This is a genomic window from Mesorhizobium sp. WSM3859 (genome assembly GCF_002295065.1).
In the GTDB taxonomy this organism is placed as follows: domain Bacteria; phylum Pseudomonadota; class Alphaproteobacteria; order Rhizobiales; family Rhizobiaceae; genus Mesorhizobium.
Genome location: NZ_NSGG01000018.1, coordinates 1 through 25,181 on the forward strand (window position 1 = coordinate 1; position 25,181 = coordinate 25,181).

The 25,181-nt window shown below is 64.5% G+C and carries 24 protein-coding genes and 1 pseudogene; 7 read left to right on the plus strand and 18 right to left on the minus strand.

The window, feature by feature from the left end:
* Positions 1 to 162 precede the first annotated feature (162 nt).
* From CK230_RS28155 to CK230_RS28170, 4 genes are read right to left on the minus strand one after another with little or no spacing between them, the layout of a single operon-like run.
* Positions 163 to 1,299, minus strand: a complete 1,137-nt coding sequence (locus CK230_RS28155; protein ID WP_095820078.1) for an ABC transporter permease — start codon at positions 1,297 to 1,299, stop codon at positions 163 to 165.
* Complete coding sequence (locus CK230_RS28160) at positions 1,296 to 2,216, minus strand: ABC transporter ATP-binding protein (protein ID WP_095820079.1); 921 nt, start codon at positions 2,214 to 2,216, stop codon at positions 1,296 to 1,298. Before CK230_RS28160 ends, CK230_RS28155 begins: the two co-directional genes overlap by 4 nt.
* Positions 2,213 to 3,166, minus strand: a complete 954-nt coding sequence (locus tag CK230_RS28165; RefSeq protein WP_095820080.1) for an HlyD family efflux transporter periplasmic adaptor subunit — start codon at positions 3,164 to 3,166, stop codon at positions 2,213 to 2,215. Before CK230_RS28165 ends, CK230_RS28160 begins: the two co-directional genes overlap by 4 nt.
* Positions 3,163 to 3,867, minus strand: coding sequence for a DUF1956 domain-containing protein (locus CK230_RS28170; protein ID WP_095820081.1), 705 nt, complete (start codon positions 3,865 to 3,867; stop codon positions 3,163 to 3,165). Before CK230_RS28170 ends, CK230_RS28165 begins: the two co-directional genes overlap by 4 nt.
* A 91-nt stretch (positions 3,868 to 3,958) precedes the next feature.
* Between CK230_RS28170 and CK230_RS28175 the strand changes: the two genes are divergently transcribed.
* Together CK230_RS28175 and CK230_RS28180 are read left to right on the plus strand one after the other, a co-directional pair.
* Positions 3,959 to 4,432 (plus strand): CYTH domain-containing protein, encoded by a 474-nt coding sequence (locus tag CK230_RS28175; protein WP_095820082.1) that lies wholly within the window; start codon positions 3,959 to 3,961, stop codon positions 4,430 to 4,432.
* A complete protein-coding gene (locus CK230_RS28180; protein WP_095820083.1) occupies positions 4,429 to 5,358 on the plus strand; it encodes a CHAD domain-containing protein in 930 nt (309 codons plus the stop codon). Before CK230_RS28175 ends, CK230_RS28180 begins: the two co-directional genes overlap by 4 nt.
* 109 nt (positions 5,359 to 5,467) lie before the next feature.
* Here the strand turns inward: CK230_RS28180 and CK230_RS28185 are convergent, their stop codons facing one another.
* Both CK230_RS28185 and CK230_RS28190 read right to left on the minus strand, forming a co-directional pair.
* Positions 5,468 to 6,844 carry an adenylate/guanylate cyclase domain-containing protein gene (locus tag CK230_RS28185; RefSeq protein WP_095820084.1) on the minus strand — a complete coding sequence of 459 codons (1,377 nt, stop codon included), beginning with the start codon at positions 6,842 to 6,844 and terminating at the stop codon, positions 5,468 to 5,470.
* A 195-nt stretch (positions 6,845 to 7,039) separates the two neighbouring features.
* A complete protein-coding gene (locus CK230_RS28190) occupies positions 7,040 to 7,834 on the minus strand; it encodes a helix-turn-helix transcriptional regulator (RefSeq protein ID WP_095820085.1) in 795 nt (264 codons plus the stop codon).
* A 113-nt stretch (positions 7,835 to 7,947) separates the two neighbouring features.
* Between CK230_RS28190 and CK230_RS28195 the strand changes: the two genes are divergently transcribed.
* Positions 7,948 to 8,802 carry an ATP/GTP-binding protein gene (locus CK230_RS28195; RefSeq protein WP_095820086.1) on the plus strand — a complete coding sequence of 285 codons (855 nt, stop codon included), beginning with the start codon at positions 7,948 to 7,950 and terminating at the stop codon, positions 8,800 to 8,802.
* Between the two features lie 68 nt (positions 8,803 to 8,870).
* Here the strand turns inward: CK230_RS28195 and CK230_RS28200 are convergent.
* Positions 8,871 to 9,123, minus strand: a pseudogene (locus tag CK230_RS28200) (helix-turn-helix transcriptional regulator).
* On the opposite strand from CK230_RS28200, the gene CK230_RS33835 reads away from it, so the two are divergent.
* On the plus strand, positions 9,038 to 9,214 hold the full coding sequence (locus tag CK230_RS33835) for a hypothetical protein (protein ID WP_245430082.1): 177 nt from the start codon (positions 9,038 to 9,040) through the stop codon (positions 9,212 to 9,214). The pseudogene CK230_RS28200 and the gene CK230_RS33835 sit on opposite strands and share 86 nt — an antisense overlap.
* Positions 9,215 to 9,219: 5 nt before the next feature.
* Here CK230_RS33835 and CK230_RS28205 read toward each other — a convergent pair whose 3' ends face one another.
* Both CK230_RS28205 and CK230_RS28210 read right to left on the minus strand, forming a co-directional pair.
* The gene (locus CK230_RS28205; RefSeq protein WP_095820087.1) at positions 9,220 to 9,930 is read right to left on the minus strand and encodes a phosphatase PAP2 family protein; all 711 of its coding nucleotides are present in this window, start codon (positions 9,928 to 9,930) and stop codon (positions 9,220 to 9,222) included.
* A 12-nt stretch (positions 9,931 to 9,942) separates the two neighbouring features.
* The gene (locus CK230_RS28210) at positions 9,943 to 10,281 is read right to left on the minus strand and encodes a hypothetical protein (protein WP_095820088.1); all 339 of its coding nucleotides are present in this window, start codon (positions 10,279 to 10,281) and stop codon (positions 9,943 to 9,945) included.
* Positions 10,282 to 10,530: 249 nt separating this feature from the next.
* Between CK230_RS28210 and CK230_RS28215 the strand changes: the two genes are divergently transcribed.
* Both CK230_RS28215 and CK230_RS28220 read left to right on the plus strand, forming a co-directional pair.
* Positions 10,531 to 12,528, plus strand: a complete 1,998-nt coding sequence (locus tag CK230_RS28215; protein ID WP_095820089.1) for a PhoX family phosphatase — start codon at positions 10,531 to 10,533, stop codon at positions 12,526 to 12,528.
* A gap of 333 nt (positions 12,529 to 12,861) precedes the next feature.
* On the plus strand, positions 12,862 to 13,899 hold the full coding sequence (locus CK230_RS28220) for a phosphatidylglycerol lysyltransferase domain-containing protein (RefSeq protein ID WP_095820090.1): 1,038 nt from the start codon (positions 12,862 to 12,864) through the stop codon (positions 13,897 to 13,899).
* Positions 13,900 to 14,141: 242 nt separating this feature from the next.
* Here the strand turns inward: CK230_RS28220 and CK230_RS28225 are convergent, their stop codons facing one another.
* The 8 genes from CK230_RS28225 to CK230_RS28260 form a co-directional block, all read right to left on the minus strand.
* Positions 14,142 to 14,939, minus strand: coding sequence for an ABC transporter permease (locus tag CK230_RS28225; protein ID WP_095820091.1), 798 nt, complete (start codon positions 14,937 to 14,939; stop codon positions 14,142 to 14,144).
* On the minus strand, positions 14,936 to 15,862 hold the full coding sequence (locus CK230_RS28230; protein ID WP_095820092.1) for an ABC transporter ATP-binding protein: 927 nt from the start codon (positions 15,860 to 15,862) through the stop codon (positions 14,936 to 14,938). The genes CK230_RS28225 and CK230_RS28230 overlap by 4 nt, the downstream gene beginning before the upstream one ends.
* Before the next feature lie 286 nt (positions 15,863 to 16,148).
* On the minus strand, positions 16,149 to 17,900 hold the full coding sequence (locus CK230_RS28235; RefSeq protein ID WP_095820093.1) for a phospholipase D-like domain-containing protein: 1,752 nt from the start codon (positions 17,898 to 17,900) through the stop codon (positions 16,149 to 16,151).
* Positions 17,901 to 18,681: 781 nt separating this feature from the next.
* Entirely contained in the window at positions 18,682 to 19,425 is a 744-nt protein-coding gene (gene msrA / locus CK230_RS28240) for a peptide-methionine (S)-S-oxide reductase MsrA (RefSeq protein WP_095820094.1), read from the minus strand.
* Between the two features lie 258 nt (positions 19,426 to 19,683).
* Positions 19,684 to 20,010 (minus strand): hypothetical protein, encoded by a 327-nt coding sequence (locus tag CK230_RS28245; RefSeq protein ID WP_095820095.1) that lies wholly within the window; start codon positions 20,008 to 20,010, stop codon positions 19,684 to 19,686.
* Between the two features lie 89 nt (positions 20,011 to 20,099).
* Positions 20,100 to 20,786 carry a DUF1223 domain-containing protein gene (locus tag CK230_RS28250; protein WP_095820096.1) on the minus strand — a complete coding sequence of 229 codons (687 nt, stop codon included), beginning with the start codon at positions 20,784 to 20,786 and terminating at the stop codon, positions 20,100 to 20,102.
* Between the two features lie 122 nt (positions 20,787 to 20,908).
* Positions 20,909 to 21,253, minus strand: a complete 345-nt coding sequence (locus CK230_RS28255) for an antibiotic biosynthesis monooxygenase (RefSeq protein ID WP_095820097.1) — start codon at positions 21,251 to 21,253, stop codon at positions 20,909 to 20,911.
* Positions 21,250 to 21,618 (minus strand): NIPSNAP family protein, encoded by a 369-nt coding sequence (locus CK230_RS28260; RefSeq protein ID WP_095820098.1) that lies wholly within the window; start codon positions 21,616 to 21,618, stop codon positions 21,250 to 21,252. Before CK230_RS28260 ends, CK230_RS28255 begins: the two co-directional genes overlap by 4 nt.
* Positions 21,619 to 21,785: 167 nt before the next feature.
* Between CK230_RS28260 and CK230_RS28265 the strand changes: the two genes are divergently transcribed.
* Positions 21,786 to 22,460: a winged helix-turn-helix domain-containing protein gene (locus CK230_RS28265; RefSeq protein WP_095820099.1), complete on the plus strand. Its 675-nt coding sequence runs from the start codon at positions 21,786 to 21,788 to the stop codon at positions 22,458 to 22,460.
* 216 nt (positions 22,461 to 22,676) lie between these two features.
* On the opposite strand, the gene ligD is transcribed toward CK230_RS28265, so the two are convergent.
* Positions 22,677 to 25,178, minus strand: coding sequence for a DNA ligase D (gene ligD, locus CK230_RS28270; protein ID WP_095820100.1), 2,502 nt, complete (start codon positions 25,176 to 25,178; stop codon positions 22,677 to 22,679).
* Positions 25,179 to 25,181 lie beyond the last annotated feature (3 nt).

A 25,181-nucleotide genomic window follows, 5' to 3' on the forward strand; every position in this document is an offset into this window, starting at 1 on the left:
AAGCGATTCGTGTGTCATCCCCAGCGTAGAATCACAACCGATTCCGCACTGCAATGCCTATCTTAGCGCCTATGCCCTTGTGGGGGAGATGGCCGGCAGGCCAGAGGGGGCGCTGTCCCGCCAGCCTTCGGCTTTTGTGCGCGCAGGGTATCTTCCGTGATTTCAGTCCAAAGTCCGCCTGAACCGCACCAGGGCCACGCCGGCAAACAGCGCCACGAACACCGCCAGCCAGCCGATTTCCGTCGCCACCGCCGGCAGCTCGGCGCCCTTCAGCATGACCGCGCGGGTGATGCGCAGGAAATGCGTCAGCGGGAAGATCTCGCCAAAGGCCTGCGCCCAGCCCGGCATGCCGCGATAGGGGAACATGAAGCCGGAGAGCAGCAGCGAAGGCAGGAAGAAGAAGAAGGTCAGCTGCATGGCCTGCATCTGCGAGCGGGCCATGGTCGAGATCGTATAGCCGAGCAGCACCAGCGAAAGCACGAAGACCAGCACCGAGGAGAGCAGCAGCGTCAGGCTGCCGACGAAGGGGATGCCGAACAGGAGCTTCGCCGCCACCAGCACCACCACCACCTGCACGGCGCCGACCACAAGGTAAGGCAGCACCTTGCCCAGCATGATCTCCAGTGGGCTCGAGGGCATGGCGAGCAGGTTTTCCATCGTGCCGCGCTCGGTTTCCCGGGTCAGCGCCATGGCCGTCATCATCACCATGGTCATCTGCAGGATGACGCCGAGCAGGCCGGGCACGATGTTGTATTGCGAGACGCCTTCCGGATTGTAGCGCCGGTGCACTACGACATCGAGCTGGCCGCGCGCCGCTTCCCTGGCCGCGTCCTGGGTGCCCTGGGCTCTGAGCAGCGCCTGGCCGGCAACGGTGCTGAGCGTGGAGATGGCGCCGCTGGCGACGGACGGGTCGGTGGCGTCGGCCTCGATCAGGATCTGCGGATTGTCGCCGCGCTCCACCCGGTGCGCGAAATCGGCGGGAATGGTGACGACGAAGGAGACGTCGCCCCGCGCCATCAGGAACTCGGCTTGCGCCGCACTTTGCGCCACATGGTCGAAGCGGTAGTAGCCGGTGGTCTGCAGCGCCGAGACCATCGCCCGCGTGTAGGGATCGCTGCTGGTCGCCACAAGCGCGGCCGGCAGGCTCTTCGGGTCGTTGTTGATCGCAAAGCCGAACAGCACGAGCTGCATCAGCGGCACGCCCAGCATCATGGCGAAGGTGATGCGGTCGCGCCGCATCTGGATGAACTCCTTGATGAGCAGCGCGCCCAGCCTGGCGAAGGAGAAGATCGCGTTCATGCCATATTGTCCTTCGAGCCGGACATGAACTGGATGAACACATCCTCGAGGCTGGTCTCGCCCGGCGTCACCGTCACGTCCTTGTGCTCCTTCTCGACGACGGCAAGCGCCTTCTCCAGCGCCGCCTTGTCGGAGCCCACGACATGCAGCGTCGCGCCGAACGGCGCCACCTGGTCGACGGCCGGCCGCCCTTGCAGCGCCGCGGCCACCTGGTCGAGCCGCGGCCCATGCAGCACGAACGTGGTCAGCCCGGCATTCCTCACCACTTCGTCGACCGTGCCGCTGGCAAGCATCTTGCCATAGGAGATGTAGCTGATGCGGTGGCAGCGCTCGGCCTCGTCCATGTAGTGGGTGGAGACGAGCACCGTCAGACCGCCGCCGGCGAGGCGATGGATCTCGTCCCAGAACTCGCGCCGCGCCTTCGGGTCGACGCCGGCCGTCGGTTCGTCGAGCAGCAGCAGCTTCGGCTTGTGCATGATGCAGGCCGCCAGCGCCAGCCGCTGCTTCCAGCCGCCGGAAAGCGTGCCGGCCAGCTGGTTGCGGCGGCTCGCCAGGCCGAGCTCTTCCAGCGTCCTCGCCACATATTGCTCGACCGGCTTCAGCCGGTAGAGCCGCGCCACGAATTCAAGATTCTCGCCGATCGTCAGATCCTCGTAGAACGAGAATTTCTGCGTCATGTAGCCGACTTCGCGCTTGATCCTGAGCGCGTCGGTGCGGATGTCGAAGCCCAGCACCGTGCCGTTGCCCTCGTCGGGCGTAAGCAGCCCGCACATGATGCGGATGGTCGTCGTCTTGCCCGAGCCGTTCGGCCCGAGGAAGCCGACGATCTCGCCTTCGGCGACCGTCATCGTCACATGGTCGACGACAGTCTTGTCGCCGAAGCGCTTGACGAGGCCGTGGACGTCGATGGCATTCATTGCCCGAGATCCGCGAGATCGACATCGACGATCTGGCCGGGCTGCAGCGGCCCGGCATCGCCCTCCGGCCGCGCCTCGACGAGATAGACCAGCTTCTGCCGGTTCTCGAGCGAGTAGATCACCGGTGGGGTGAATTCCGGATCGGGCGAGACATAGCTGACGCGCGCCTTCAATCCCGTCCCGCAGCCGTCGCAGTGGACATTGAGTCCGGTGCCGACCTTGACCGACGAGAACGCGCTTTCGGGGACATAGACACTGAGCTTCACGGCGCCGTCCGGCAGGATCGAGATCACCGGCGCCGTCGGCCCGGCGGTGTCGCCGGGATTGCGGATCACGTCGTTGACGCGTCCGGGCGAGGGCGCGGTCAGCACCCGCTTCGACAGCCGCCACTCAGCCTGCCGCAGGGCCGACTGCGCCTGCTTGACCTGGTTGTCGGCGGCCTTGATGGTTTCAGTCCGCGCCGGCAGGTTGCCGACGGCGAGATTGGCTTCCGCCTGACCGACCTGGGCATTGGCCGTCTCCAGCGAGGCCGAGGCGGTGTCGTAGTCGGCCTGTGTGCCGGTGCCGCGCTTGTAGAGGTCGCTGGCGCGGTCATATTTGCGCTTGGCGTCGGCGGCCTGGGCTTTCGCCATGTCGACCTCGGCCCTCAGCACGGCGATTTCCTCGGGACGCTTGCCGACCTGCAGGTCGGCAAGCTGCGCCTGCGCCTGGGCGAGCGCGGCCTCGGCCTGCGCCACCTCGATCCTCGCGTCGGCATCCTCGAGCGTCGCCACGGCCGCGCCGGTCTCGACGCGGTCGCCGCGCCTCACCGTAACCGTCGCCACCTGGGCCACTTCGATCGGCGCCATCAGCACATATTCGCCCTCGACATAGCCGACGGCCAAAGGTGCGGCCGGCGCGCAGGCGCCGAACAGCTGGGCCGCGAGCGGCAACGAACAGAGAAAGCTCATGATTTGCCCTTCTTGCCGGCGGCCGGCCTGCGCGCCGCCAGCATTGCCCTGAGGTTGTCGGTCGTGGCCGCCACCACCATGGCGGCCTCTTCGTCGCCGATCTCGCGCCAACCCATGCGACGCATCACCGCTTCGCGGCCGATGCGGAAATAGATGACCTGGCCGATCAACGTGAAAACGGTGAGCCGGGTTGCCTCGCTCTCGGCCGGCTCGCCGGTCGCCTGTTCCCAGATCTGGCACAGCCGGCGATGCGTCGGCTCGAACACGCCGGCATAGATGCGGTCGAGCGCGGCGGTCGGGTGCGAGAGCTCGCGAAGTACGAATTGTACGATCTCGCCCGCCTGCGGACTGACGACGACGAAGCCCACCATCCGCTCCAGCGCGGCGAAGAGCTGTGCTCTCGCGGCTTCCGGATTTGCCGGGGCGGCCGCCTGGGCACCGCCCAGCGCCTGGCCGGCGATGCCCTGGATGGTTTCGACGATGAAGTCGGCGGCGGCGGCGCGCAGGCCTTCCTTGCCGCCGAAATGATAGGCGATCGAGCCGATATTGGCCTTGGCTTCCGCCGCGATCTGGCGTGTCGAGGTGCCGTCGAAACCCTGCCGCCCGAACAGCTTGAGCGCCGCTTGCACCAGCGCCGCGCGCGTCTGCTCGGCGGTGGTGGCCTCGCGCTGCTGCCTTTTTGAGTCCAGTTGCTTCTTCATGTCGCAACTTTAATCAATCGATTGATTAAAGTCAAATTTGACCTTTGAACCGGCTTGCCTTCCCGGCCCCTACAGGCTTTAGTGCGCGGCCATGGGCAAGGAAGTCGAGCGCAAGTTCCTGGTCTCCAGTTCCGCCTGGCGCGACGAGGTCGAGGCGGAGATCCGCATTCGCCAGTTCTATGTCGCCGCCCAGCCCGGTCGCACCGTGCGCGTGCGCATCAGCGACGGACGCTCCGCCGAGCTGACGCTGAAGTTCGGCGACAGGGCGCGCGAGCGCGACGAATTCGAATATTCGATCCCGCTTGCCGAGGCCGAGGAATTGATGGCCTTTGCCATCGGACGTGTCATCGAGAAGACACGCCACCATGTTAGACACCGCGGCTATCTCTATGAAGTCGATGTTTTCGGCGGCAAGCTCGCGGGTTTGGTGATCGCGGAGTTGGAGACGCCGGAGGACGTATCTGACGAAATGCTGCCCGACTGGCTCGGTCGCGAGGTCACCGGCGAGTCGAGGTTCTATAACGCTTCGCTGGCCCTCGGGGGGATTCCGGAGATCGCCGCATGAGCTTCCGCATCGATCCGCGCTTGCCGCTGACCGGCGAGGTCAGGCGCATATTGGCCGACGAGATCGGCAAGGCCATCGGCCATCTCGAGACCGCGCGCGAGAAGCCGGAGCAGGGCCTGCACAAATGCCGCAAGCGGCTGAAGAGCGTGCGGGCCTTGCTGCGCTTGGTTCGTTCCGGAGACGAACCGTTCTGCCAGACCGAGAACGAATGTTATAAGCAAGTCTCGGCGCTGCTCGCCGGCCCGCGCGAGGCGACCGCTTTGATCGAGACCGTCGATCGTCTCGCCGATGCCTTTGCGGAGCAATCGGTCGGCGGCCTCGATTCCGTGCGCGAACGGCTGGTGCTGCGCCAGCACGAGCTCCACGCCGGCCCGGACCTCGACGCCGCCATCAATGCGGCCGTGGCCGCCTGCCGGGAAGGCCTGGAGCGCATCGACCGGCTGGCGCTGCCCGACCAGCCGGAACAGGCGGCCGACATCCTGGCCGACGGCGCCCGCACCACCTTGCGGCGGGCGAAGAAGGCGCTGGACAAGGCGCAGTCGCGCGGCGAAGCCGACGATTTTCACGATCTGCGCAAGGCGGCCAAGACGCACTCGATGCATCTGTCCTTGCTCGGCCGCTTGTGGCCGACGCCGATCAAGGCGCGACGCAAGGCGGTCGACAGACTCGGCGAGCAGCTCGGCGAATTGCACGACGTCTTCGTCATGCGCGCGCTGCTCGACGCCGAGGGCGAGCCGCTCGGCCCCGCCGATGAAACGAAGCTTCTGCGCAAGCTGTTGAAGCGCTCCGAAAAGAGCCTGACCAAGGCCTGCCTCGCCGATGCCGCGGAGCTCTTCGGCGACAGCCCGAAACGCTCGGCCAAAAGGCTCGCCCGCAAGGCGCGCGACGACATCGCTGCGCCGCAGGAAGAAGCGAAGGCGGCCTGATCACGGCGCTCGTGCACGTGATGGCTTTCGGCCTGGGTCAGGACATGCCCCTATGGCGGGAGCTACTGCTATCCGGACGACGTGCAGGCTTTTCGCATGGCGGCCTGTATCAGGCTGAAACCGCAACAGCGCCTTGGTCCTCGGCTCTGTGCTCGACCCAGACATGGACCGGTTCGTCCCGACCGCGGACGCTGACCGGCCCATGATCGCGCGCATTCAACTGTGTCGTGGGCGATTCCGCCTTTGCGGCCTCTATCAGTCGTGACCCAAAGCAGATATTCGCCCGAAGCTCGCGGCAGAGCGCCTGCAAACGGCTGGCGACATTGACGGTGTCGCCGACCACCGCGAAGGACAGATTACGCTCGCTGCCGACCGCGCCGATGACGACTGCGCCATATTGCGCACCGATACGAACGTCCAGCGGCGGGTATCCCCTGGACACACGCTGCACATTCCATGCTTCGACAGCGGCGACTATCGCTTCAGCGCACTTGATGGCCCGGGTCGCGTCGTCATGGCTGGTCTGCGGAACTCCGAATGTCGCCATGATGCAATCGCCGATATAGTTGTCCACGGTGCCATGGTGATCGAAGACGACCTGCTCCATCCGGCGGTGGAACTGACGCAAAAGTTCGAACACTGCTTCGGCCGGATTATCCTCGGAATAGTGTGTGAAGCCGACGATGTCGGCGAACAGCACCGCGATATCCTGCCGGCGGACGGGGCCGAAGGGCTCGTCATCCGTGGCGAGCTGGTCGACCACATTGGGCGAAAAATGCCGGGCGAGATTGGCGCGGGCGCGCTCCGCCTTGACATAGTCTTCCGAGAGACGCCGTGAACGGGAGACGACCAGCGCCATGATCGCGCCGATGATCAACACAACCAACACGTTGGTCGCCTGCGTGAACGTATCGACGAAATTGGGATTGAGATAGAGGTTCAGTCGCTCTGCTATCGGCAGCGAATAGAGGTTCGTCGCCGGAATGACGGTTCCCGGATCAAGGATCACCCATCCCACGCCAGTCGCCCAAGTGAAGGCGGCGAGCGCGCCGAGATAGAGCGCCAATCGTGGCGAAAGGGTCAGCGCGCCAAGGCATACGAAAATCAGCAGGTATTTGAAGCTACCCTCGCGCAGTTGCATCGCAGCCGGCGTGACCTCCGGGGAAAACGGGTTGGGCGTGACCAGCAGAACGGTCAACAGGATGATGTCCAGCGTGCCGACCAGGTAACCGATCCACCATGGCGCCGTGGGGCGGCGCTCAAAGAGAAACTGGATCAGGCCGACGAGTTGGAACAGCACGAGGCCCGCCAGCACGAAGAGCAGCGCGGCATCCCAGCGACTGATCAATGAAAAAAAGCAGAAGATCGCGGCGAGCGATGCGGTACGTGCCCAGAACTGCAATCCAGCACCTTGCCGCTCTGCGCGCTCCCGCAATTTTTGCAGGCGCGAATAGCGGCGAAGTTCGAGTGTTGGCGCGGTCGGCATTGGATCACTTCGATTTCGCATTCGGCAAACCCGCCCCACCACTGTCCGGCAAATCAGTGCGTGAATTCTATCATGAATGTTGATGCCGGATTTCTATTCTATCCCGACGGTCGGCGTCACCGGCGGCGATCCGCGCCGACGGAGCGGCGCGCGACAAGCTCGACCGCCAGATGCAATCCTGCTCAAGATGAATGGTCAGGCCGGCAAGGGGCGGCGTCCCTTTGCAGGAGCGGCGGCCTGGGCGCCGGCGTCGCGCGGATGCGGCCCGATCGGCATGATCGCCGGAAACGGTGTCGCCCCGAAGGCAAAGGTCCATTTGTAGCCGGTGAGCTGTTCCTCCGGCGTGGTGTGCTGGTCGTGATGGGCAAGCAGCCTGGCGCGTTCGGCGAGCTCGTCGGCCTCGCGGCGCAGCATCTCGGCCGTTTGCGGCCGCATGCGCCGGGAAAAGCTGATGAAGGTCGCGGCATGCTCCATATGGCCGAGCGCCCAGCCGACAAAATTCTTGTTGGTCATCTCGAAATGCGGCTTCAGCGGCCCCTCGAAATCCCACTGGATCGGCGTGTCGACCAGCAGCCTTGCCGAAAGACCGCGCCCCAGCGTCACCAGCCCGAGCTCCTCGAGATCGCGCAGATAGAGGAACATCGAGGCTTCGCTAAGGCCTTGCGAGCGCATGATGCCCTCGGGCGTGAATTTCTCCGACAGCATGATGAAGACGAAAAGCAGCGCCGGTCGCGCCGCCAGCCGGCGCTCGATCTCCGGCGAAACGCGGTTGGCCGGGCCCGGCCCGCGGTTCATCGCGCCGAGCACGTTCTCCAGCTCGACATCGGCCGCGGCGCAGATCTCCATCAGCCGGTCGAGCTTGCAGTTCCGCTCATGGAATATCCGCTTCACCGTCGGCTCGGAAACGCCCATGCGCTCGGCCAGCGTCCGGTAGGTCAGGCCCTTGGCCTTCAGCGTGCGTTTCAGCGCCTCGAAGATCGGACCGTTCATGGACTGCGCCTCTTTCGTGCGGTTTGGTATCGGAGCGCGATACTAGCCTCATTCCTGCTTTCCGAGAAGTATCGAAAATCCTAGCTCTCCTTCGTCATCACAGGAGAGCACTCATGAAACGTCTGATCGCCTCAACCATCATCGCCGTTGCGGCCCTGTCTGTCGCGCAGGCCGGCGAGCTCTGGCGTAGCACCGGTTTCGAGCAGCCGGAATCCGCGCTTGTCGACGCCGCCCACAACCGCATTGTCGTCTCGAACATTGCCGGCAATCCCGGCGCGGCGGACGGCAATGGCTATTTGTCGCTGCTGTCGATGGACGGCAAGGTCATCGCGCGCCGCTGGGTGGACGGCATGGACGCGCCCAAGGGCATGGCGATCGCCGGCGGCAAGCTCTACGCCGCTGACATCACCAAGGTGCGCGTCGTCGATCTCGCCAGCGGCAAGCTGATCGAGACCATCGACGTGCCGGGCTCTGTCTTCCTCAACGATATGACGCAGGACAGCGCTGGCAAGGTCTATGTGAGCGACATGCTGGCCGACACGATCTACCGGATCGATGGCGACAAGCCGGAGTTGTTCGTCAAGGACCCGTTGCTTGCTTCGCCCAATGGCGTCTTCGCCGATGGCGACAGGCTGATCGTCGCGTCGTGGGGGAAGGGCATCAACAAGGCCGATTTCAGCACCGCCGAGCCCGGCGGATTGCTGTCGGTCGACCTCGCCACGAAGACGATCACGCCGCTGCCCGGCGCTCAAAACTTCGCCGATCTCGACGGCGTCATCGCCATAGGCGACACCATCTACGCCACCGCCTACATGACCGGCACGCTTTACAGCTACAAGCCCGGCGGCAAGCCGGAAGCGGTGACGAAGTTCAAGCCGGGCAGCGCCGACATCGGCACGGACGGCAAGGCGACCATCTTCGTGCCGCTGATGGGCGAGGGCGAAGTCGCGGCGCTTATGACTGACTGAGATCGGTCGCGGCGGAAACGGCGTCTATCGGGATTGGACCGGCGTTCACCCCGCCGCCTGGCAGCGCTTTACCCTTGCGGGTTCTGCGCCGCGGCGGCCTTGAGGCGCACGCCTCTGCCGCCGCGCCCGCTGGCCTGGTTCTCGCCAATCAGCTCCACGCCGACCGCGTCGAGCGCCTGGATGACCTTCATCAGTGTGTCGACCACGCCCCTGACGACCCCGTTCGCTCGCTTCCATGCGCTGGATCGTCGGAAGCGAAACTCCGGCACGCTCGGCGAGCGTCTTCTGGTCGATGCCGGTCAACGCCCGCGCGGCGCGCATCTGTGCGGCAGTGATCATCGGCCAGAACCTGTTTCTGAAGATACGAAAGATGTATATTTTAAATATTACAATGTCTCAAGCATCATTTTAAATGCTTCAGCCATCGATGTCGCTTTCGGCCACCACTTTGCGCCGCTGCAGCAGGCGTGCCGCGAGCCAGCACAGCATGGCCCAGGCGAAGCCCGCGCACCAGCCGGCAAGCACGTCGGACGGCCAGTGCACGCCGAGATAGACGCGGCTGGCGCCGACCAGCACGGTGGTGAGCACGGCAAGGCAAAGCACGAATATCTTCGTCCTGCGGTCCGGCAGGAAACGCGCGGCCAGCGAGCCGAGCGTCAGATAGGTCACCGCCGATAGCATGGCGTGGCCGCTTGGAAAGGACAGTGACGTCTCGGTAACCAGATGCGAGACGAGATCGGGCCGAGGTCGGTCGACCTCGAACTTCAGCAGGCTGGAAAGCACCTGCCCGCCGGCTATGGCGACGAAGACGAAGAGTGCCGTCGCCGGCCTGCGGATCAACAGCAGGTACAGGATGGCCGCAGTCGTGATCAATACTAGCACAGTTGTGCTGCCGAGCGCGGTGACGTCACGCACCGCGCCCTGCAGCCAAAGCGGGCCGATCGGGCTGTCCGGCTGCCCGGCATGACGGAAGGCAAGCAGGATCTCGGTGTCGAAGGCGTGCGGCGTCGTGGCGCGCGCCACTTCCATCAATTCTTCAAAACCCCACAACCCGCCAGCGATGACCAGCCCGGCCAGCAGCACCGGGAATTCCATTTTGTTGAGCAGCGCGTTGGCGACAGATCTCATTCGAGCCTTGCCCTATAGCCGCTGCATATAGTGCCCGAGCGTGATCAGGGCGACGGCGGCGATCGCCAGCACCATGCCGGTCGCCTGGAAAGCATTGAGCCGTTCGCCGAAAAAGGCGATCGCCACGACATTGACCGCCACGAGCTGGATAACCGCCGACAGGCTGAACGACACCGACATGCCGAATTCGCGCACCAGCCTCAGCATGATCAGGTTGCCGGCGGTATAGAACGCCAGCGTCAAGACGAGCTTGGCCAGGTTCGGCGCCAATCCCCATTGCTTGGCCGCCATGGCTGCCAGCAGGAACATCACGGTCGAAATGCCGAGCTGCGCCAGTCCCCAGAAACTCACCTGCCATCCCCCTCTGAAGCGCCGTCGCCACGCCGGCCGCAGCCCTTGTTTCCGAAGCGGGCGAAGCCGTCAAGCCGATCGCGGCCGATCCCCCGTGCGCGTCAGGGATTGAAGCCGGCCAGCCGCCGCTCAGCCGACAAACCAGTCTTGCGGTTTGATCACGGCAGATGTCACGAAAATGTGATCGGCGCGCTTTAGGGGTCGAAAGGTCAAAACCCCAGCCACCTCAAGAAGCCAGAGGAACAGCCTATGACCATGACCCCTGAGACCCGCTTCCGCACCAGCCAGCTCGAGGAGAATGACGGCCCGCCCGTCAACCCGACCGACAACCGCACCATGGGCGAGATCATCGCCGCGCGCTTCTCGCGCCGCGGTTTTCTCATGGGTTCGCTGGCCGTCTCGGCCATCGCCGCCACCGTCAGCCCGCTGGCGCTCGTCGCCGCCGACGAAGCGCGCGCCGCCGAGGCCTCGGCCTTCAACTTCGACGAGCTCGAAGCCGGTATCGATGAGAAGCACCATGTCGCGCCCGGCTATGATGCCGACGTGCTGCTGCGCTGGGGCGATCCGCTGTTTGCCGATTCGCCGGAGTTCGATCCGCTGACGCAGTCGGCCGCAGCCCAGGCCAAACAGTTTGGCTACAACAATGACTATGTCGGCTACATCCCGATCGACGGCTCGGCCGAGCATGGCCTGCTGGTCGTCAACCACGAATACACCAATCCGCATCTGATGTTCCCCGGCATCGTTTCGATCGTCGAGAAGGACGGGAAGAAGAAGGCCGAGGTCGCGCCGCTCTCGAAGGAGCAGGTCGATATCGAGATGGCGGCGCATGGCGGCACCATCGTCGAGATCCGCAAGGAAGGCGGCAAATGGCAGGTGGTGCGCGACGGCAAGCTCAACCGCCGCATCATGTCGACCACCGAGATGGCGATTTCCGGCCCCGCCGCCGGCCATGACCGCCTCAAGACCAATGCCGATCCGTCCGGCACCAAGGTCATCGGCACGATGAACAATTGCGCCGGCGGCGTCACGCCCTGGGGCACCTATGTGATGGCCGAGGAGAACATCCATGGCTATTTCTCGGGCGGGCTGCCGGAAGGCCACAAGGAAGCCGCCAATTACAAGCGACTCGGCATTCCGGAAGGCGCCTATGAGTGGGGCGCACATTACGACCGCTTCAACCTCGCCAAGGAGCCGAACGAGCCCAACCGCTTCGGCTGGATCGTCGAGGTCGACGTCAACGATCCGAACTCGGTCCCGAGGAAGCGCACCGCCATGGGCCGGTTCAAGCACGAGGGTGCGGAGTCGATCGTCGCCAGGGACGGCCGCGTCGTCTTCTATCTCGGCGACGACGAGCGCTTCGACTATGTCTACAAGTTCGTGACCGCTGGCAAGTTCAATCCCGATGACCGCGCGGCCAACATGAACCTGCTCGACGACGGCACGCTGCATGTGGCGAAGTTCGCCGAGGACGGCTCGATCGAATGGATGCCGATCGTCTTTGGCCAAGGCCCGCTGACGGCGGAGAACGGCTTTGCATCCCAGGCCGACGTTCTCATCGAGACGCGGCGCGCCGCAGACCTGCTCGGCGCCACCAAGATGGACCGGCCGGAGGACATCCAGCCCAATGCCGGCAACGGCAAGGTCTATGTCATGCTGACCAACAATTCCAAGCGCAAGGCCGAGCAGGTCGACGCCGCCAACCCGCGTGCTTCCAACGCCTTCGGCCACATCATCGAGATCGTCGAGGAGGGCCGCGACTTCGCCGCCACCAAGGGCAAGTGGGAAGTGCTGTTGAAATGCGGCGATCCGTCGGTCGCCGATGTCGGCGCTACCTTCTCGACCGCGACCACCGCCCATGGCTGGTTCGGCATGCCGGACAATTGCGCCGTCGATTCCGCCGGGCGCCTGTGGGTCGCCACCGACGGCCAGGGTCCGAAGGCCACCGGCCGCACCGACGGCCTGTGGGCGGTGGACACCGAAGGCCCGGCGCGGGCGACATCAAAGCTGTTCTTCCGCGTGCCGATCGGCGCCGAGATGTGCGGCCCGCTGTTCGCGCCGGACGACCAGACGGCTTTCGTCGCCGTCCAGCATCCGGGTGACGGCGGCGAGGACTGGGAAGGATTCGGCCGCCCGTCCTATTACGAGGATCCGTCGACCCGCTGGCCGGACTTCAAGCCGGACATGCCGGTGCGGCCGTCGGTCGTTGCGATCACCAAGCAGGGCGGCGGCAAGATCGCGGTTTAGAGACGGCGCGGAGGCTGCCAATCTCCCCCCTCGTGGAGGAGATGTCCGGCAGGACGGAGGGGCGCGAAGGATCGCGAACGTTCGGGGAGCGGCGCAAGCCTCCCCGACGTCGTCTGCCATTGAGGCATGCGACCCGCCTGCGCATGAAAAAGTCAAATCAATGCTCGCGGGACGCCTTTACACGTCCGATGGCCAGACCAGTCGCTTTCGGACGTTTGCCCTTCATTCGCCGTCAATTGCATCCTATATCGCTGGCGCGACGTGGCCGGCAGCGGTCGCCAGCGATTCGCGACCTGAGGGCGGCAGGTCATCACTTCTTGGCACGCGGAGCTCATGGCGCCCCTGCGCATCTATTTCGACAGGCTTCTCGATGCCGGGGCGCCCAAGGTTCCGCGGCGCGAATTGAGCGATGAGGAGCGCCTGGCGCTGGTGCGCCGCCATGGCGATTTCTCGATCGCCTATTCCACGGCCGTGCAGAAGAAGCTGTCCTATTTCAGCGACGGCGACGGCTACATCGCCTTCGGCACCAAGATGAGCCGTCATTTCGCGCTGGGCGATCCGGTGGCCGACCCGGCCGACCGCCCGGCCTATATCAAGCGCTTTGTCGAGACGGCCGGCAGCCCCTGGTTCGTGCAGATCGGCGCCGACACCGCCAAGGTGCTCGCCGGTCTCGGCTACCAGGTAAACCGGCTCGGCGTCGACACCAGGCTGCTTTTGCCGGAGCATGATTTTTCGGGCAAGCGCAACGAGACCGTGCGCTATTCCGAGCGCTGGCTGACGAAGAAGGGCTTTGTCCTCACCGAGGGCACGGGAGACGTGCTGCTCGAGGAGATCAAGCAGCTTTCCGCCGACTGGCGCAAAAAACGCATCATCAAGCGCTGGGAGATGGGCTTCCTGAACCGTCGCTTTTCCAGCCAGCTGGGCGCCGACATGCGCCGCTTCCTGCTGCACAGTCCCGAAGGCCGGCTTCTCGCCATCCTGGATTTCGACCCGCTGTTTCGCGACGGCAAGGTCTTCGGCTACACCACCGCCTTCAAGCGCAAGCAGATCGACGCCACGCCGCATGCCGAGGTCGGGCTGACAAAATTCGCCGTCGACCGCTTCCGTGAGGAGGGCATCTCGATGGTGACCCTCGGCCTCTCGCCGCTGCTCGACATGGAGCCCAGCGGCTTCGCCGAATCGGATTTCTGGCGCAACGCCTTCCAGCGCGCCTACAACTCGCCCTGGGTCAACCGCTCGCGCTTCAACCTGCAGGGCCAGGCGGCGTTCAAACGCCGCTTCCACGGTGTCGAGGAACCGACCTATATCGCGTTCCGGAAAGGGACCTTCGTGGAGATGCTGGGGCTGCTGCGCCTGACCAAGGCGATCTGAGGCAAGCCTCTTCCTCGCCCCCGCAAAGCGGGGGAGAGGTGGCTCGGGCGAAGCCCGAGACGGAGAGGGGGCGACATCCGCGACGGGAAAATCCGGCGCGAAAGGGGTGCGACATAAGCCTTGATCTGAAGAACAGGGGCTACCGCACAACGAGATTCCACCCGTCGGCGCAGGCCCCTCTCCGTCCCGGCTTCGCCGGGCCACCTCTCCCCACTTTCGTGGGGCGAGGAAGCCGAGTTCCGTCAGTTCCTCAGCCGATATCCCGTCTTGAATATCCACGCCACGATCGCGATGCAGATGGCCAAGAACACCAGCGTCATGCCGAGGCTGACGCCGACGGAAACATCCGCCTTGCCGTAAAAACTCCAGCGGAACCCGCTGATCAGGTAGACGACCGGGTTGAACAGGGTGATCGTCTTCCAGATGCCCGGAAGCATGTGGATCGAATAGAAGCTGCCGCCGAGGAAGGTGAGCGGCGTGACGATCAGGAGCGGCACCAGCTGCAGCTGCTCGAAGGTCTTCGCCCAGATGCCGATGATGAAGCCGAACAGGCTGAAGGTCACCGCGGTCAGCACCAGGAAGGCGATCATCCAGAACGGATGCTCGATCCTGAGCGGCACGAACAGCGCGGCGGTGGCGAGGATGATCAAGCCGAGCATTATCGACTTGGTCGCCGCGCCCCCGACATAGGCTATGATGATCTCCAGATAGGAAACCGGCGCCGACAAAAGCTCGTAGATCGAGCCGACGAATTTCGGAAAGTAGATGGCGAAGGACGCGTTGGAGATCGACTGCGTCAAGAGCGACAGCATCATCAGGCCGGGCACGATAAAGGCGCCGTAGGCGATGCCGTCGATCTCGTTGATGCGCGAGCCGATGGCCGAGCCGAAGACGACGAAATAGAGCGATGTCGAGATCACCGGCGAGATGATGCTCTGCAGCACCGTGCGGAAGGCACGCGCCATCTCCACCCGGTAGATCGCCCATACAGCACGGAAATTAGGGGCAGCACGAAAATTAGGGGCCGCGCGCAGGTTCATGGCTCTTGCCTCAGGAGACTGACGAAGATCTCTTCGAGCGAGCTGTTCTTGGTGTCGAGGTCGCGGAACTGGACGCCGGCCGCCTCCAGGTCGCGGATCAGCGAGGCGACGCCCGGACGGTCGCTCTGGTTGTCATAGGTGTAGGTGAGCTGGTTGCCGTCGGCGGACAGCTCCAGCGCATAGCGCGACAGGCTCTCCGGCAGGGCCGCAAGCGGCGCGCGCAGCTCCAGCTTCATCTGCTTGCGGCCGAGCTTGCGCATCAGCTCGGCCTTGCCCTCGACCAGGATGATCTCGCCCTTGTTGATGACGCCGACGCGGTCGGCCATCGCCTCGGCTTCCTCGATGTAATGGGTGGTGAGGAGGATGGTGACACCGTCCTCGCGCAGCCGCCTGACCATCGCCCACATGTCCTGGCGCAGCTCGACATCGACGCCGGCCGTCGGCTCGTCGAGGAACAGCACGCGCGGCTCGTGCGACAGCGCCTTGGCGATCATCAGCCGGCGCTTCATGCCGCCCGACAGTGTGATCGCCTTGGAATCCTTCTTCTCCCAGAGTGAGAGGTCGCGCAGCACCTTCTCGACGAAGTCCTTGTTGGGCGGCTTGCCGAACAGGCCGCGGCTATAGTTCACCGTCGCCCAGACCGTCTCGAAAGCGTCGATGGTGAGTTCCTGCGGCACAAGCCCGATCAGGCTGCGCGCGGCGCGGTAATCCTTGCTGATGTCATGACCGTCCACGGTGACGCTGCCCGACGAGCGGTTGACGATGCCGCAGACGATCGAGATCAGCGTCGTCTTGCCGGCGCCGTTCGGCCCGAGCAGCGCGAAGATCTCGCCGCGCTCGATGTCGAGGTTGATTTCCTTCAATGCCTTGAAGCCGGTGGCATAGGTTTTCGTGACACCGGAGATCGAGATGATGGATGACATGCTGAAATACGGCCGGCTGGAAAATGTGACCTCATATAGGTCGGATGCCGCTCAAGGCAAACGGCAAATCGATGCGGCTCCTGACAGTTCTGGACAGTGGGCCGACAGGCGACAGCATCGACAATTGACGACGCGGCCGATGACGGCGTCTTTCCCCCCGTCACTATACGGGGAGAAATGCCCGGCAGGGCAATGAGGGGCAGCGCAAACCTGTCAGGCAAAGCCTACCGCATTCCTTCGACCAATGACGGCTCGCGGCTGCCAACTACAAACGCCGGCGCTGCCCTCATCCGCCCTTCGGGCACCTTCTCCCCGTGGGAACGGGGAGAAGGACTACCCCTGCTCCGTCCAGAACGCGATCTCCTGCGCCTTGGTCCGGAGCTCCGTCTTCAGCCCACTGGTCGTCGTCGTCGAGATAGCTCCAGGGCGTCTTGCCCTCAGCCCGCATCTCGCGGATGTAGGAGCGGTAGCGATAGTGGCTGTAGACCGACATCGCATAGGTGGCATAGGCGGCGGCGAGCTTGCGGTGGCCGCGGACAATGACCAGGTTCTCGTCGTTCTTCTGGCTCGCCGGCGCCGAGAAATTGTGGGTGCCGGTCACCACAACGCAGTCCTTCGAGTGCGGGTCGGTCACGAGTATCTTCGAGTGCACGATGGCGTGGCCGATCTGCGACAGGAACTCCCGCCGGTTGACCTCGGCGATCCACGGCCCAAGCGGCGCGTCGAGGCCCTGCGGCTGCGCCACCGCGTAGCGGTCGGGCGTGAATTTTCGGTCGCTGCTCACCAGGTCGATGTCGAGGAAGTTCTGCTCGGTGCCACCCTCGTCCGCGCTCAGCGTCGAGACCACGCCGCGCACATACATGTCATTCTCCTTGGCCCGCTCTCCGGCAAGCGTGTGCAGCCCCTGCTTGCCCGGCGTGAACATCAGGAACAGCACCGCCTGCCTGGCCGAGCTGATGACCTCGCGCAGCGCATCCATGTCGGCCCTGTTCGAGGTGCGGGTGAACCAGACGGTCGTCTTGGCCGTCCCGACCGTGAAGGTTTTAGGCGCGTTGTTGTCGGCCATCAGCGCCGGCGTGAAATTGGCGGGGTCGGTCTTCGGCGGCGAGGCATCCTTGAGCAGGTCCCAATGCTTGCGGAAATGCGCCGCTACCGTCGCGTCCTCGATCAGCAGCCCGTTGTTGACCTGCGTGCACAGGCCAGTGGTGCTCCAGTTGGTGCTGCCCGTCCATACCATCTCGGGAACGTTATCCCTGGACACCACGACGAACTTGTTGTGGCCGAGCCCTTTCGATTTCAGCATCCGGTCGATGGTCGCGATTCCGTGGTCGTTGACGTTCTTGCGCGCCGCCTTGTTGCCGTCGCCGCCCTTATCGGAACCATTGGCGAGGATGAGATGTAGCCGCGGCCCGAGCCCGATCAGCGCCGTCTCCAGCGTCGCATCGCCGAGCTCGTAGAGCGCGGCATGCAGCTCGTCGCCGGCGCCTTGGGTCAGCCCAACCATGCGCAGGCCGAGATCGCCTTCCAGGAAAGCGCGGAATTTTGCGTCGCCCTTGGTCTGCAGGCTCTTCTTGAAGGCCGCGGGCGTGAGCCTGTTCTTGGCCATGTAGCGGGCGACGAACTGCGACAGCACGAGCCCGCGGTTGAAGTAACAGGAAAAGCCGTCCCCTGCGTCGGTGGCAAGCGTCTTCCAGTCCGTCCAGTCGCTGGAAACGCCCTTGGTCAGCGGCTTGCCGGGTCCCGTGCTTGTCATCGCGGTGACCCGGTAACGCACGACATTGCCGACATCGGCCGCATGGTCGGTCCAGTTGAAGCGCTGGAACGGCCAGACGTCCGAGGGCCTGTGGTCGCCCGATTTCGGCCTGTCCTTGGTGAAGCCGACGCGATTCTCCACCGGCTCGATCTTCTCGGTCGCGCCGACCTTGCGGCCGCGCTCGAGCAGGAAACCGCGGCATCCCGCGATGAAGTCGCTCGGCGCCCAGGCGACAAAGGCGTCGTCGCCATTGGTGTAGACGGAAACCTTTATGCTGACGGCCATTGTCGCTGCTCCCCATCTATAGTTCCTGCCGATGCGGCGCCGGCATGGCGGACCTATCGCTGCAGCCAACAGAACCCGCGCCGGAAGCACGGCTCAGATCAGCTGAAAGAGAGTTTTCGAAAGGGTGACGGCGATGATTATGTGGCGGCAGCAGATCGAACGTCAATGTTTTGCAGCGTCAAGTATAACTCTATGAACTGCTTCACATTTCGTTCCGTCTGCCAGCAAAACGAAGGGTGGATGGTTTCGAGGGCCATGGGTTCAAACGGCAGACGGGGCCAGGAGCACTCCAGGAAAAGTGCGAGCGGCGCCGTTTGTCGGCGGGCAGGATTTTCACCATTCCTGTCCGTGAAATCGGCGCAAGCGCCGGGGATTGGCAGAGGCCGCTTGAACCTCGTCATTCCAGGGCGGAGCAGCCGCGAAGCGGCGTCGCGGAGACCCTGGAATCCATTCCGTGACTTTGATCGAAGAGTGCGGCGGAGCAGGATTCTGCACCGCGGCAGCACTCATGCGACACGGAATGGATCCTCGGGTCTGCGCGCGTCGCTTCGCTCCTTGCTCCGCCCGTGGATGACGACTGAGTGGGCGTTCCGGTCAATCCCGAAGGGATGCCGTCTGTGCCAGGAACCGGCCGGCCCGGAGACCGTTTCGAAATTCGTTCCGGCGAGTCATATGGTGGTGGTTTCGAGAACCGGAGCGGAGCGTACTGAAGTACGTGAGCACCGGAAGCGCAGAAACCGCCAGCAGATGGCCGCCGGAGTAGAATTTCCAAACAGGTCTCTCAGCTCTTGCTGGAGGCCAGCACCAGCACCGGCTTCTCGCTGTAAAGCTGCGGGAACAGCGCCTTCAGATTCTCGACCTTCGGCAGGTCGTTGTAGACGATATAGGGATAGGTCGGGTTCAGCGTCAGGAAGTCCTGATGGTAATCCTCGGCCGGGTAGAAGGTCTTGCCGGTTTCCAGCGTGGTGACGATCGGCTTCGAAAACACCTTGGCCTTGTCGAGCTGGGCGATGTAGCTCTCGGCGAACTTCTTCTGCTCGTCATTTTCGGCGAAGATCGTCGAGCGGTACTGGGTGCCGGAATCCGGCCCCTGGTAGTTGAGCTGCGTCGGGTTGTGCGCGACCGAGAAATAGACCTGCAGCAGCTGTCCGTAGGTGACCTTCGACGGGTCGAAGGTGATCTCGACCGATTCAGCGTGGCCCGTGCGGCCGGTCCCGACCACCTCATAGACGGCGTTTTCGGCGCTGCCGCCTGTATAGCCGGATACCGCCTTGCTGACGCCCTTGACGTGCTGGAACACGCCCTGCATGCCCCAGAAGCAGCCGCCGGCGAAGACCGCCTTCTCGGTGCCGCTCGCCGCCTTTTCGTCCATTGCCGGCGGCGGGATCACCACCGCGTCCTCGGCCGAACGCGCCGGGCTCTGCCACAGGGCGGTAGCCGCAACGGTCGCAAGGCCAAGCGCGGCCAGAGTGCCGCGCGCGAAAAATGGCGATCGCCGCGCGGCCTTTGTCTTTATGCCGTTCATGTCTGATCTCCTTGCTGTTGTCTCAGTATACACGAAGGAAGGCGTAGGTAGGTTCTCACTTTGCCGTGCGGCGGCTAATGGCTAACGCCGGCGCTCCCCCTCATCCGGCCGCTTCGCGGCCACCTTCTCCCCGGGGGGAGAAGAGATAGGCGCCGGCGCCGACCGCCTCCTCTCCCCTCGGGGAGAGGTCGGATTGCCCCGAATTGCTCTTCGCAATTCGGTTTGGCAATCCGGGTGAGGGGGCGTGCCGAGCTCGCCTTACTGAGCAGTCGTATCCGCCGGCTTCATCGCGTCCGTCGCCGGCTTCATGGCGTCGGTTGCAGGCTTCATCGCATCCGCCGGCTTCATGGCATCCGTGGCCGGTTTCATCGCCTCGGTGCTCATCGCATCGGGCTTCATCGCATCCGTCGCCGGCTTCATCGCATCCGCAGGCTTCATGGCATCCGTCGCCGGTTTCATCGTGTCGGTCGCCATCGCATTGGCGGGCTTCATCGCATTGGTCGTGTCGTCGGCGCGGGCGCCGGCCACGAAGACCGCGGCGGAAAGCGCGAAGGCCAGAGCCGGCAGCGTGAGGAACTTGGTCATGACATAGTCTCCTTGGGTTTTGGCGCGCGCATGCGGGCCTTGGTGAAGCGTTGCCGCCCATGCGGCCCCGCGCGAAGGGGAAAGAAAGATCAGTTGGCGGCGGCGGCCAGAATCGGTCCGCCGCGCGGCGCCTGCACCAGCACGGCGGTGGCCAAGCCGCCGTCAGCCGCCGGCAGCGGCAGCGTCGTCGCTTCGCCGTTCCAGCTGCCGAGCTTTGTCAGCGCATGCACGACATTGGCGTGCGGCAGCGTGCGGCCGGTGTTCTCGCCGCGCGCCACCGGCACCTCGACGACGCCTCTGTTGTAACGCACCAGCCAGATGTCGGCGCCGCCGCCCGGCGCCTTGCCGGCGCCGATGCTGACCTTGCCCTTGCCGAGTGAAAGCTCCGGACCTTGCGTGTGGCCGCTTTCGGCGATGAGGCCCTGGATCTCGCCCGGCGCCGCGCCCACGGCGTCATGACTGCCGTTCACCACCACTTGCGGCGTGAACGGTCCGTCGCGGCCGAGCGGCGGCTCATAGGTCACCTGGCGATCGGTGAATTCCTTGCGGCCAAAGGTGTCCTTCCAGCCGAGATAGTCCCAATAGGTGACGTTGAACGACAGCGCCAGCACGCCCGGCTGGTCCTTGACCTTGATCAGGTTGGCATTGGCCGGCGGGCAGGACGAGCAGCCCTGACTGGTGAACAGTTCGACCACGGTCAGCGGCTGGGCGGCCGCGGCGCCGATCGTGGCGGCGAGCATCGCGCCGGCGAGCAGGCCTGTCTTCAATCCGGTCATGGGAAGCAATCTCCGTAGCGGGGTCATGCTCCCATTTCGCCGCGACGGATCGCTTCGTTACAGGCTTCACCGGTTTGTGATTGCAGGCCCTCCCCGCTTCTCCCCCTGTCGTGGAAGAAAGCTCACCCGTTCGCCGCGCGGTTATCTTCGGGCGCTTCGGCCCTTTCCGTCAGCCCATAATCGCGCACGACCTGGGCGATGCGCAGACGGTAGCCGGCAAAGATGCCGCCGCGCCCGGCCCGCTGCGCCTGGCGATGCTCCTCGGTGTTGCGCCAGGCTTTCACCGCTTCCTCGTCGCGCCAGAAGGACAGCGACAGCACGCGCTTCGGATCGGTCAGGCTCTGGAAGCGCTCGACCGAGATGAAGCCGTCGATGCTCTCGAGCAGCGGCCTGAGTTCGGCGGCGATGCCGAGATAGGCATCGCGCTTGCCCTCGGCCGGTTCCACTTCGAAGATGACTGCGATCATGCCTCAATTCCTTCCCTGACCGTTACATCGGTCTTGAAAAGCTGCCGCGGGCCATGCGGCCCCGACACCAGCTTCAGAAAGACGCGATCTTCCTTGAGAATGAATTTCTCGCGCCTGGCGAACTCGTAATTTGCCTTGCCGGCCGGGTCGGCGGCAAGCCGGGCGCGATAGGCCTCGTAGGCGGCGAGGCTCTCGATATTGTAGGCGGCGTAAGCCGTGGTGGCGGAGCCTTCATGCGGCGCGTAGTAGCCGATCAGATCGGCGCCGCAGCGCGGAATGGCCTGGCCCCAGGCGCGCGCATATTGCTCGAAGGCCGCCTTGCCGAACGGGTCGATCTCGTAGCGAATGAAGCAGGTGATGGTCATATCGGTCTCCTCGGTTGGCTTCCGCACGTCGATGCTTCGACCGTGATCGAAACATCGCTGGCGCCTGGGTGCTAGGCATTCTCCTGTCAGGAGTGTTTGCCTGGGCTGCTTGAGATGGTCGCAGAATAATGCTTCCTTGACGGGAATGCTTCGATAGTGATCGAACCATGCGTGAAGGACCCGACATCGCCCGTATCGCCAGCCTGGTCGGCGACCCGGCCCGCGCCAACATGCTGAACGCGCTGATGGGCGGCACGGCGCTGACGGCGTCGGAACTGGCGCTGGAGGCCGGCGTGTCGCTGCCCACCGCTTCCTCGCATCTGTCCAAGCTGATGGATGGCGGGCTGCTGACCTTGGCCAGCCAGGGCCGCCACCGCTATTACGGGCTTGCCAGCGCACAGGTGGCGGGCATGATCGAGGCGATCATCGGCGTCGCCGAGGCGGTCGGCCCGAAGCGGGTGCGGCCCGGCCCGCGCGATGCGGCCATGCGCGTGGCGCGGGTCTGCTACGACCATCTTGCCGGCGAGCAGGCGGTGGCCATACTCGACCGGCTGTTCGACAGGAAGCTTCTGCTGCGCGAGGACAGTGAAATCAGGCTGTCATCCTCCGGCGCGGCGCATTTTTCCGCGCTCGGCATCGAGATCCAGGCCAAGGCGCGGCGGCCGGTGTGCCGGGCCTGCCTCGACTGGAGCGTGCGGCGCTCGCATCTCGCCGGCACGCTGGGCGCGGCCATCCTCGACAAGATCATCGCCGAGAAATGGGCACGGCGCGAGAAGGACAGCCGCGCCGTGGTGTTTTCGCCCGGAGGAAAGCGGGAGTTTGAGAAGGTGTTTCTGGCGTAGGGCTGCGCAGAAACAACAGCCTCGCAATGTTGGCGCGAGGCACCCCCCTCTGCCCTGCCGGGCATCTCCCCCGCAAGGGGGGAGATTAAGCGCTCAGCCGATTTCGCCAATCTCCACCGTTGAAAGAATGGCGCGGCGCCAAAACTGCCAATCTCCCCCCTTGCGGGGGAGATGGCCGGCAGGCCAGAGGGGGGTGCTGTCCCGCGACGCTGAAAATCACCCCCTTTTCAACACCTTCCCCAGCTTGAAGAATTCCTTCCAGGGATCGGCCTTCTTTAGCTGCGCCAGCGTCGCCTCGTCGCCAAGCGGGAAGGCATTCGGAGCCAGCCCCTTCTCGATCTCCGGCCAGGTCACCGGCATCGATATCGTCGCGCCCCTCTTGGCGCGCGAGGAATAGGGCGCGACCGTGGTCGAGCCGCGACCGTTGCGCAGATAGTCGACGAAGATCTTTCCGGTACGCGCCTTCTTGGACAAAGTCGCCGTGTAGCGGTCGGGCGCGGCCTGCTCCAGCGCGCGGGCGAAGTCGTGCGCGAAATCCTTGACCTCGTCCCATTCCGCCGAGGGCTTCAGCGGCACCAGCACATGATAGCCCTTGCCGCCGGAGGTCTTGACCAGATTGGGCAGCGACAGCTCGTCGAGCTGCCTGCGGATGTCGAGCGCCGCCTCGCGCACCCGGCCGACGTCGACGCCTTCGTCCGGATCGAGGTCGAAGATGATCTGATCCGGCTTTTCCAGCTCATCGATCGTCGAGCCCCAGATATGGACCTCGACCACGCCGTACTGGACCAGCGCCGCAAGGCCGTCGAAATCCTTGATGTAGAGGATCTCCTCGCCATCCGTCGGATCCTTCATTCTGGCGATCTTGTCGCTCATGCCGGGCGAGGCGTGTTTCTGGAAGAAGCGCTGGCCGTGGATGCCGTCCGGCGCGCGCACGAGGCTCAGCGGCCGGTTGACGACGAATTGTTCCATACGCGGCCACACCAGCGCGTAGTGCTCTAGCAGGTTCTGCTTCGAGACCTTCTCGTCGGGCCACAACAGCTTGTCGGGATGCGAGAGCTTTATCGATGTCTTTGCCGTTCCGGCCGAGGGCTTTGACGGCGCTTTTGCGCCCGGCTTGGCTTCGCTCCCGGCCTTCTTCGGCTTTTCCTCCACGACTTCCTCCGCCGGCTTGTCCTCGCGCAGCCCCTGGAACGAGGCGTGGCGGATTATACGGTCGGATGTCCAGCTGCGGAACTCCACCTCGCCGACAAGCTCGGGCTTGACGAAGGTGAGCCCCTTGCCCTTCGGCACCGCCGCCGAGAAGGGCGATGTCTTCGCCTCGAGGCGATCGAGCTTCTTTTTCAGATCCGTCATCACCTTGCCGGAAAAGCCGGTGCCGACACGGCCGGCGTAATTGAGCTTGCCGCCTTCATAATAGCCGACGAGAAGCGAGCGCACGCCCCGCCCGGTCTTGTCCGAAGGCAGATAGCCGCCGATGACGAATTCCTGCCTGAGCGTGCATTTCGACTTGATCCAGGTGAGCCCCCGCCCGCTGCGATAAGGCGCGTCGGCGCGCTTCGACACCACGCCTTCCAGGCCCATGCGGCAGACATGCTGCAGCATGACCTTGCCGGGCTCGTGGAAATGATCGCTGAAGCGCAGCGCCGAATCCTCGGGCTGCCGGCCCAGCAGCTCGGCCAGCGCCTGCTTGCGCTCGACCAGCGGCTCACGGCGCAGATCCTCACCATCAAGGCGCATTGAATCGAACACATAATAGATGAAGCGGTCGGCGCGGCGCGCCGACAGGTCCGCCTGCAGCAGCGGGAAGGACGACGCGCCGCTGTCGGCAAGCACCACGACCTCGCCGTCGATAATCGCATCGCGGCATTTCAATTTGGCCAGCGCCGCCGTGACCGGCCCGTCGAATTTTTCCGTCCAGTCGAGACCGGCGCGGGTGAGCAGCCTGACCTCGCTGCCTTCGATCTGCGCCTGCATGCGATAGCCGTCGAATTTCACTTCATGCAGCCAGTCGTCGCCGGCCGGCGCTTCCTTCTCCAGTGTCGCCAGCTGCGGCTCGATGAATTCGAGCTTCCGGACCTGGCCGGCCTTGGCCTTGCCGGCGGCCGGCCTGTTGGACTGCCAGACCTTCGGTGTCTGCCCCTTGGCCGCCTTGCCTTCGCCGACCTCCTCGATGGTCAGGCCCGATTTCACCGATTTCGGTTCTTCTTCGAGGATGTCCTCGCCAGGACGGGCGGCGGCATCGTCGGATTTGATCAGCAGCCAATTGTCGCGCTTCTCGCCGGGGCGGGGCCTCAACCTGACCAAGTGCCAGCGGCCGTTGAGCTTGTGGCCTTCGAGCTCGAAGTCGATATGGCCTTTCTTCATGCCCTTGGCCGGATCGCCATCGGGCACCCATCTGCCTTCGTCCCAGACGATGACGGCGCCGCCGCCATACTGGCCCTTCGGTATGGTGCCTTCGAAGGAAGCGTAGTCGATCGGGTGATCCTCGACATGCACGGCTAGCCGCTTCTCATGCGGGTCGAGGCTCGGGCCGCGCGTAACCGCCCAGCTCCACAGCACGCCGTCGTGTTCCAGGCGGAAATCGTAATGAAGCCGCGTGGCGGCATGCTTCTGGACCACGAAGATGCCGCCGGCCTGCTTGCCGCGTTTCACCTTGCCGGCCGGCTCGGCGGTTCTCCTGAAATCGCGCTTGGCGTGATATTGTTCGAGGCTCGCCATTGC

Excerpts from the sequence above, each read along its gene's own strand:
- CK230_RS28155 (WP_095820078.1), bottom strand. The coding sequence starts at position 1,299 with ATGAACGCGATCTTCTCCTTCGCCAGGCTGGGCGCGCTGCTCATCAAG.
- CK230_RS28160 (WP_095820079.1), bottom strand. The coding sequence starts at position 2,216 with ATGAATGCCATCGACGTCCACGGCCTCGTCAAGCGCTTCGGCGACAAG.
- CK230_RS28165 (WP_095820080.1), bottom strand. The coding sequence starts at position 3,166 with ATGAGCTTTCTCTGTTCGTTGCCGCTCGCGGCCCAGCTGTTCGGCGCC.
- CK230_RS28170 (WP_095820081.1), bottom strand. The coding sequence starts at position 3,867 with ATGAAGAAGCAACTGGACTCAAAAAGGCAGCAGCGCGAGGCCACCACC.
- CK230_RS28175 (WP_095820082.1), top strand. The coding sequence starts at position 3,959 with ATGGGCAAGGAAGTCGAGCGCAAGTTCCTGGTCTCCAGTTCCGCCTGG.
- CK230_RS28180 (WP_095820083.1), top strand. The coding sequence starts at position 4,429 with ATGAGCTTCCGCATCGATCCGCGCTTGCCGCTGACCGGCGAGGTCAGG.
- CK230_RS28185 (WP_095820084.1), bottom strand. The coding sequence starts at position 6,844 with ATGCCGACCGCGCCAACACTCGAACTTCGCCGCTATTCGCGCCTGCAA.
- CK230_RS28190 (WP_095820085.1), bottom strand. The coding sequence starts at position 7,834 with ATGAACGGTCCGATCTTCGAGGCGCTGAAACGCACGCTGAAGGCCAAG.
- CK230_RS28195 (WP_095820086.1), top strand. The coding sequence starts at position 7,948 with ATGAAACGTCTGATCGCCTCAACCATCATCGCCGTTGCGGCCCTGTCT.
- CK230_RS33835 (WP_245430082.1), top strand. The coding sequence starts at position 9,038 with ATGCGCTGGATCGTCGGAAGCGAAACTCCGGCACGCTCGGCGAGCGTC.
- CK230_RS28205 (WP_095820087.1), bottom strand. The coding sequence starts at position 9,930 with ATGAGATCTGTCGCCAACGCGCTGCTCAACAAAATGGAATTCCCGGTG.
- CK230_RS28215 (WP_095820089.1), top strand. The coding sequence starts at position 10,531 with ATGACCATGACCCCTGAGACCCGCTTCCGCACCAGCCAGCTCGAGGAG.
- CK230_RS28220 (WP_095820090.1), top strand. The coding sequence starts at position 12,862 with ATGGCGCCCCTGCGCATCTATTTCGACAGGCTTCTCGATGCCGGGGCG.
- CK230_RS28225 (WP_095820091.1), bottom strand. The coding sequence starts at position 14,939 with ATGAACCTGCGCGCGGCCCCTAATTTTCGTGCTGCCCCTAATTTCCGT.
- CK230_RS28230 (WP_095820092.1), bottom strand. The coding sequence starts at position 15,862 with ATGTCATCCATCATCTCGATCTCCGGTGTCACGAAAACCTATGCCACC.
- CK230_RS28235 (WP_095820093.1), bottom strand. The coding sequence starts at position 17,900 with ATGGCCGTCAGCATAAAGGTTTCCGTCTACACCAATGGCGACGACGCC.
- msrA (WP_095820094.1), bottom strand. The coding sequence starts at position 19,425 with ATGAACGGCATAAAGACAAAGGCCGCGCGGCGATCGCCATTTTTCGCG.
- CK230_RS28245 (WP_095820095.1), bottom strand. The coding sequence starts at position 20,010 with ATGACCAAGTTCCTCACGCTGCCGGCTCTGGCCTTCGCGCTTTCCGCC.
- CK230_RS28250 (WP_095820096.1), bottom strand. The coding sequence starts at position 20,786 with ATGACCGGATTGAAGACAGGCCTGCTCGCCGGCGCGATGCTCGCCGCC.
- CK230_RS28255 (WP_095820097.1), bottom strand. The coding sequence starts at position 21,253 with ATGATCGCAGTCATCTTCGAAGTGGAACCGGCCGAGGGCAAGCGCGAT.
- CK230_RS28260 (WP_095820098.1), bottom strand. The coding sequence starts at position 21,618 with ATGACCATCACCTGCTTCATTCGCTACGAGATCGACCCGTTCGGCAAG.
- CK230_RS28265 (WP_095820099.1), top strand. The coding sequence starts at position 21,786 with ATGCGTGAAGGACCCGACATCGCCCGTATCGCCAGCCTGGTCGGCGAC.
- ligD (WP_095820100.1), bottom strand. The coding sequence starts at position 25,178 with ATGGCGAGCCTCGAACAATATCACGCCAAGCGCGATTTCAGGAGAACC.